Here is a 7248-nt window from a genome sequence, read left to right as displayed (position 1 = left end):
GTGATTAGGCAGGCGCGCGGCGAATCCTCATCAAGGCCAGAGGCGGCAGCGCAGCCTCGTTAACAGGCCGGATATATGGCAGCAACCTGTCCCTCATCAACAACGTCTGAGGCCTTGCAAGCGGGGAGGAGACCATATATGAATTCCTGCGCATCGCCTTTGGTGAAGAGCACTATGAGGAAAACCTCCGCTTTGTCGAGCAGGCGCTGGGCAAGGACATCCGCAAGTACTTCCTGAAGGACTTCTACAACGACCACGTGCGCCGTTACAAGAAACGCCCCATTTACTGGTTGTTCTCCTCACCAAAGGGCTCATTCAACGCGCTGATCTACATGCACCGCTACCAGCCACACACCGTGGGCACGGTGTTGGAGTATCTTCGGGATTTCAAAGACGAGAAGCTGAAAGCCCGAAAAAATCATCTGGAGGCCGTCAGTATCAGCGCCGGGGCCTCCCAGGGTGATAAGACCAAGGCCCTGAAAGAGATCGAGAAGATCAACAACATCCTAGCCGAGTTGGATGACTACGAGCGGGATGTGCTTTATCCCCTGGCTACCGAGCAGGTGGAAATCGATCTCGATGACGGGGTGAAGGCCAACTATCCGAAATTTGGCGACGCATTGAAAAAGATTACCGGGTTAAGCCAATGAGTGATCGTATTAACCAGGCTCTGAGCCGACTGTTCGATAAGCACCGCATCGTGTTTTGGTACGACACCAAACACGAGCTGCGCGGTGACTTCGAGACGGTTTCCATCCCGCACGTGGAGAAACTGGAAATCGCCAACAACGAGTACGGCCTGAAATATCGTGTTCTGCGGGAGTCACCCGACCAGAAGTTTCTTCTGTACAAAGAAGGACCGCAACCAGAGGATCTGGACAACTGGTTGCTGGACGTACAGCTGGCCCACGGCGAGTTCCGGACTGACCAGGTGGCCATCTGGCTATCCGAACTGGAATTGGGCCTGGAGTTTGCCGAGGTGGCCCAGGCTCACGCGGAGTTTTTCCAGGCGATCAAGCGCAAGGAGGCGTTGAAGAAGTTCCTGAAATCGGACGACACTGCCGGCCAGCTGCGCCTGAAGATGCTGGCCGTGTGTGCCGGTAGCGAGCCCCGTATGGACTCGGTGGTGGAAACCCTGCTGCAGCAACTGGCGGAAGAGCGCGATGATGGCATTCGGCTGATTGAGCGTTGCGGTCTGGATAGCTTCCTGTGGGAGCAACTGGCCCGTTTCTACGGCTATGAGGCCAGTGAACCCAGCCTGCGCGACTTTGTGATCGAGCTGTTCAAGTCCTGCTACGCCATGGGTACCGATGGCGAGGTCAAACTGACCGGCGATGCCCTGGTGTTCCTCAAACGCTGGAAAGACAGCCGGCAGTTCGAGCAGGGGTTTGAAACCCTGTCTGCCGAGTGTGCCGGGGTGCTGGGCATTGAGCAGGATCTCGGTAAACGGGACTTCCGGGACCTGGTTGAGCTGGACTACTTCCGGCTAATCGATCAGAAGATTATCAGTGACCTGGTGCGGGCGGTGGTAGGCCGCACGGTCACCAGCGGCGATGTGGCACTGTGGGTGCGGCAGCGGCGCCAGGGACATTGGTACGGGGAGTTCCGCCACCTGTATGAAGCCATTGAGTTTGCGGCCCGTTTTGTCCAGATGCTCGGTGAGGCTCGTCTCACCATGGACAGCCTCTCAGACGGCGTCCAGCGATACAGCCGCTCCTGGTACCAGCTGGATCAGCTCTACCGCAAGTTTACCTATCATGTGCGTATGTCCGGCCAGGCATCGTTGATGGGCGAGCTCAGTGAGCAGGTGGAGAACCTGTATTCCAACAACTACCTGCTCAAGCTGGGCGATGGCTTCCAGGTTCACGTGGATGCCGCGCCGCGCTGGGAGGCCTATCCGGTCGTTCAGCAAAAAGCCTTTTTCGACCACTGGGTTCGCCCGTACCTGCGGAAGGACAAACGGATTTGCGTGATCATTTCCGACGCCATGCGCTATGAGATTGGTGATGAACTGCTGGGCCTTATCCGGCAGGAAGATCGCTACAGCGCGGAGCTCGAACCGGCTCTCTCGAACCTTCCCAGCTATACGCAGCTCGGTATGGCGGCGCTGCTGCCCAACAAGTCCTTGGCGATCGCCGACAACGATACCGGCACGGTACTGGTGGATGGCCAAAGCTCACAGGGCACGGTCAACCGTACCAAAATCCTGCAGGCCGCCCTGGATGGGCGGGGCCAGGCCGTTAAGGCGGAGGATTTTATGCAGCTCAACCGGGACGACAGCCGGGAGCTGCTCAAGGGTAATGATGTGCTGTACATCTACCACAACCGCATCGATCACACCGGCGACAAGATGCATTCAGAGGGGCAGGCCTTTGAAGCCGCAGAACAAACCCTGGGTGACCTCATTCGTCTGATCAAGAAGCTCACGGCGGCCAACGCCAATAACCTGCTGATCACCGCTGACCACGGCTTTATTTACCAGAACCGTGAGCTGGATGAGAGTGATTTCCTGGGCGATGCCGTTTCTGGCGATGATATTCGCTACCGGGACCGTCGGTTCGTGCTGGGTAAGGGGCTGTCCGCCTCTCCGGCGTTCCATCACTTCTCGTCCGAGCAGCTTGGGCTGGATGGCGATATGGAAGTGCAGATTCCCAAGTCCATCAACCGGCTGCGCCTCAAAGGCTCTGGCAGCCGCTTTGTGCACGGCGGCGCATCCCTTCAGGAGGTTGTGATTCCGGTCCTGAAGGTTAACAAGAAGCGCCAGAGTGATGTCAGCGCCGTTGAGGTGGACATCCTGCGTGGGGCCAGTTCGGTGATCACTTCCGGCCAACTAGCCGTCACCTTGTATCAGTCCGGACCGGTTACCGAGAAAGTACAGCCTCGCCACCTGCGGGCCGGGATTTATACCCAGTCAGGGGAGCTGATCTCGGACAGTCACGAACTGTCGTTTGACCTGACCTCGGAGAATCCCCGCGAGCGGGAGCTTCAGGTGCGCTTCGTGCTGAGCCGCAAGGCGGATGAGGCTAATGGCCAGGAAGTCTTCCTGCGTTTGGAAGAGCAGCACGCAGGCACTTCGCACTACAAGGAATACAAATCGCTCAGGTATTTGATGCGCCGCTCGTTTACCAGCGATTTTGATTTTTAGATTCAGGGATTACGAGGGTTAGTACATGAGTGCGCTGCTGGAAGCGGTTAGAGAAGGGCGGTTGGCTGAGGTTAAAGCTGCTTTGGCCGAAGACGACTCGATTGAGAGTGGAGTGCTTAGTGCCACAGCTTTCACCTTGGCACTGGAGTCGGGCTTCAAGAATGTTGCGATGGAACTGCTTTCGGATTCACGATTTGATCCGAACGCGGCTGATACTGAACCGCTGCGGCTTGCCATTCGGCTTGGCTACCTCGATATCGCCTCCATTCTTCTGGAAAAAGGGGCTAATCCGAATTTCCGATGTGAGGAGTCCAGCAGTGCTTTGCTGTTGGCACTTGAGTACGAGTATTTTGAGCTTGCCCAGGAGATGGTCGCCAAGGGCGCTGAGGTAAATATCCGCAACTCGAGAGGGTGGACGCCACTCATCTGGGCGGCCATCAAAGGCTACCGCCGTATCGTGGAGTTTTTGCTGGAGAATGGAGCGGATATCCACATCTGCAATAACGATGGCTGGAACGCGCTGACCGGGGCTTATTTCAAACAGCGCACTGACATCGTGGAATTGTTGATCGAGCGCGGAGCCCACTTTGGCAGGAAGTACAGTGAAGCAGCGCTGCTATCGGCCTATGAGCAAGGCTACGATGACACAGTCCGAAAGCTTGTCAGTGATGGCTGTAACGTCAACATCATGGATTCAGATGGGACGCCGCTTCTTATTCTGGCTATACGTCGGGGCGATTTAGAGGCAGTGAAGCTTTTCCTGGAGCACGGTGCGGATGCCAATTGCCGGTCTCCTAACGGTAATCCAGCCCTGAGTGTGGCCTTGGATGTGCGTGCAGGGATTGCTGAGCTTCTCATAGAGCATGGCGCTTCCCCCAATATCCCGAATCAAAATGGCTGGTGGCCACTACACACTGCTGCAGACCGGGGAAATGCACAACTTTGTAAGCTTCTGATAGACAGAGGTGCAAACCTGGACCAGAGAATCAACGGCGCTAGGACACCATTGATTCTTGCCGCCGGGGAAGGGCACCTGAAAGTGGTTGAGTTGCTGATTGAAAGCGGGGCCAACCTTAACCTAAAGAATCACAAAGATTTTACTGCTTATAAGCTTGCTGATCTATTCAAACATAATTCAGTGCGGAGTCTTCTGGCTAATGCGGGTTGTGTAACGACATGATCGAGCCTACCGAGGTCTTCGAAGCGGTTAGACGCGGATACAACGAGTTTGAATCCGCATCGAATTCTGAGATTCTGGATTACTTCTCCTCTATTGATGGCGATGCGGTGGCCGGGCACGCCAGCCATATCAAAGGCATTTTGTTTGAACAGGAATACGTAGATCTGTTGTCAGCCCAAGGGGTAGAGGCTCAGATATTTGAGGCGACAAACCATCCGGTAACGGATGTGGCCATTATGGACGGCGATAACATCGTGCAGGAGATTCAGCTCAAGGCTACAGATAGCAGTAGCTACATTAGCGCGGCTATCGAGGAGAACCCGGATGTCGGGATTGTGGCGACCTCAGAAGTGGCCGCAAGCTTTGATGGTGATATGGTGATCGATTCGGGAATTGAGGATGCAGCTCTGGAGCAGGCGGTCAGCGAAACTGTTCTGGATGAGGCAGTTAATCCCCTGAGCCCATTGTCAGTGATCGGTTGGATGTTCGGCCTGCCTTTTTAATTCTGTAACAAACAAGGAAATGAAAGTGAGCGTACTGGACGACAAAATTAATCAGCACTTCCCGGGTCTTGTGGTCCGCAAGGATCTGGTGAAAACGGTCAAGGGCAACGCGATTGTGCCATCGTATGTGCTGGAGTATTTGCTCGGTCAGTATTGCGCCACTAATGATGAAGCCACGATTCAGACCGGCATAGAAACCGTAAAGGAGATCCTGGCCAAGCATTACGTCCATAGGAATGAATCTGGACTGGTGCGCTCGAACATCAAGGAAAAAGGTCGTTACAAGGTCATCGATAAAATCAGCGTGGCCTTGAACGAGAAAACAGACGCTTATGAGGCCCAGTTTTCCAACCTGGGTATCAAGAAGGTATTGGTCGATTCCGCAACGGTAAAAGCGCACCCAAAGCTGTTGGTGAGTGGCGTTTGGTGCATTGCGGACATCGAATACGAATTCGCAGAAGACAAGAATGTCAGTCCCTGGATTCTCTCTACCCTCAAACCCATCCAGCTGTCCCATTTTGACTATGACGCTTACGTTGCGGCACGCCAACAGTTCAGTACCGATGAGTGGATTGACCTGTTAATACAAAGCATCGGCTTCAATCCAGACATGTTTGGTCGGCGCAGCAAGCTGACCCAATTGGTTCGACTGATTCCGTTCTGTGAGCGCAATTACAACCTGATCGAACTTGGCCCCAAGGGTACCGGTAAATCCCACGTGTACTCGGAGTTTTCACCTCACGGGATTTTGGTGTCCGGCGGTGAGGTGACAGTACCAAAGCTCTTTGTGAATAACTCCAGCGGCAAGATAGGGCTTGTGGGCTATTGGGACTGTGTGGCCTTTGACGAGTTCGCAGGCAAGCAGAAGCGAGTCGACAAAGCCCTGGTCGACATCATGAAGAACTACATGGCGAACAAGTCCTTCTCGCGGGGCGTAGAGACCTTGAGTGCTGAGGCTTCCATGGTGTTTGTCGGGAATACACGGCACACCGTTCCGTACATGCTGAAGCATTCAGACTTGTTCGATGAATTGCCGGAGAAGTTCTACGACTCGGCGTTCCTGGACCGGATCCATTTCTATATCCCCGGGTGGGAGGTCGATATTATCCGAGGCGAGATGTTCTCCGACGGATATGGCTTCGTGGTGGACTACCTGGCAGAGATCCTGCGCTCGATGCGGAACTACGACTACTCTGACCAGTATCGTGATCACTTCACCCTTTCTTCAGATATCTCGACTCGTGACCGGGACGGTATTAACAAGACATTCTCCGGGTTGATGAAAATCCTGTTCCCACAGGGTGGAGCGACCAAGGATGAGATCGAAGAGCTACTGCGCTTTTCCATCGAAGGTCGGAAGCGGGTTAAAGACCAGCTTCAGCGGATTGATACCACCTACGGAGAAGTTCGTTTTTCTTACCGGGACGAGAGCGGTAAAGAAGTTCTGGTGACCACGCTGGAAGAGGAAGAATATCCGAGCTATTACCATCGGACGGTGGCATCGGACGAGAGTGGCGACAACACGCATCAGGCTTCTGATGCCCCAAAAGCAAAGCCCAGTGAGGCTCAGCCGGCAGACCAAGTGTCCGAATCGGGGCCTGAAGAAAAGCACCTGACCTTTCAGGAGAATCAGAAGGGCATCTCATTCGACGACTTGTTCGGCCTTTACCTGAGGGGAGCCAGCAAGATCACCGTTACAGACCCCTACATCCGGCTTTTCTACCAGATCCGCAACTTCATGGAATTTCTCGAAGCGGTTGTGAAGAACAAGTCTCAAGAGGATGAGGTGACTGTTCACCTCATCACCGTTCGAGATGAGTTCAAGGGTGACCTGCAAGACGAGAGCTTTGAAAAGATCCAGGAATCCGCTCGCACCGTGGGCATCGATTTCACCTGGGAGTTTGACGAAAGTGGCACCATTCACGCCCGCCATATCGTCACGGACCACGGTTGGAAGATATCTCTGGACAGGGGACTGGATATCTTTCAGCACTATGAGATGAATGAGGCCTTTGCATTTGCTAATCGGTTGCAGGAGTTTCGGTCTAGCAAGGCTTTTGAGGTGACGTTTATTAAATACAAACCTACGGAAGTTGAGTGAAAGTAATACGAGGGGGCGCTCTGGGCAGTCGTTCCCAGGAACTCGATTATTTGCCTTAGAACAACGCCCGATCTCCATTAAAAAAGGAGTGCATCTGAAACATGCGAACCCTCGCCGACATCGAGGCACTGCTGCCGGAGCTTGACCACTGCATCGCAGATGAGCTGGAAAGCCAGGACCTAGTGTTCCGTCTGGTTAATTCCTAAGCGAAAATGTGCTACAATTCGAGCTATTGTTCACGAGCTCGGAGACTCTGTTTTGGCCCGGAAACCAGCACCCTTTAATCTTACGGTAAACGATCAACTGGAGCTGGAAAGCT

General features: G+C 54.1%; 5 protein-coding genes. All 5 read left to right on the top strand.

The window, feature by feature from the left end:
* The first annotated feature begins 257 nt into the window (after nt 1–257).
* Genes AC13DJ_RS08270 through brxL form a run of 5 tightly spaced genes read left to right on the top strand, consistent with a single transcriptional unit; the run spans nt 258 to nt 6929 of the window.
* Entirely contained in the window at nt 258–650 is a 393-nt protein-coding gene (locus AC13DJ_RS08270) for a hypothetical protein (protein WP_482932785.1), read from the top strand.
* On the top strand, nt 647–3145 hold the full coding sequence (pglZ, locus tag AC13DJ_RS08265; RefSeq protein ID WP_482932784.1) for a BREX-1 system phosphatase PglZ type A: 2499 nt from the start codon (nt 647–649) through the stop codon (nt 3143–3145). The genes AC13DJ_RS08270 and pglZ overlap by 4 nt, the downstream gene beginning before the upstream one ends.
* 25 nt (nt 3146–3170) lie before the next feature.
* Nucleotides 3171–4325 carry an ankyrin repeat domain-containing protein gene (locus AC13DJ_RS08260; protein ID WP_482932783.1) on the top strand — a complete coding sequence of 385 codons (1155 nt, stop codon included), beginning with the start codon at nt 3171–3173 and terminating at the stop codon, nt 4323–4325.
* The gene (locus tag AC13DJ_RS08255) at nt 4322–4828 is read left to right on the top strand and encodes a hypothetical protein (RefSeq protein ID WP_482932782.1); all 507 of its coding nucleotides are present in this window, start codon (nt 4322–4324) and stop codon (nt 4826–4828) included. Before AC13DJ_RS08260 ends, AC13DJ_RS08255 begins: the two co-directional genes overlap by 4 nt.
* Nucleotides 4829–4853: 25 nt before the next feature.
* Complete coding sequence (brxL, locus tag AC13DJ_RS08250; protein ID WP_482932781.1) at nt 4854–6929, top strand: BREX system Lon protease-like protein BrxL; 2076 nt, start codon at nt 4854–4856, stop codon at nt 6927–6929.
* Nucleotides 6930–7248: the final 319 nt, after the last annotated feature.

This window comes from Marinobacter sp. L-46, from assembly GCF_056859535.1.
Note: the sequence above shows the minus strand (reverse complement) of the source record. Positions and strands in the feature narration are given on the sequence as shown.

Bases quoted from the DNA above. Each gene is read 5' to 3' on its own strand.
- AC13DJ_RS08255 (WP_482932782.1), top strand. From the start codon at position 4,322: ATGATCGAGCCTACCGAGGTCTTCGAAGCGGTTAGACGCGGATACAAC.
- AC13DJ_RS08260 (WP_482932783.1), top strand. From the start codon at position 3,171: ATGAGTGCGCTGCTGGAAGCGGTTAGAGAAGGGCGGTTGGCTGAGGTT.
- pglZ (WP_482932784.1), top strand. From the start codon at position 647: ATGAGTGATCGTATTAACCAGGCTCTGAGCCGACTGTTCGATAAGCAC.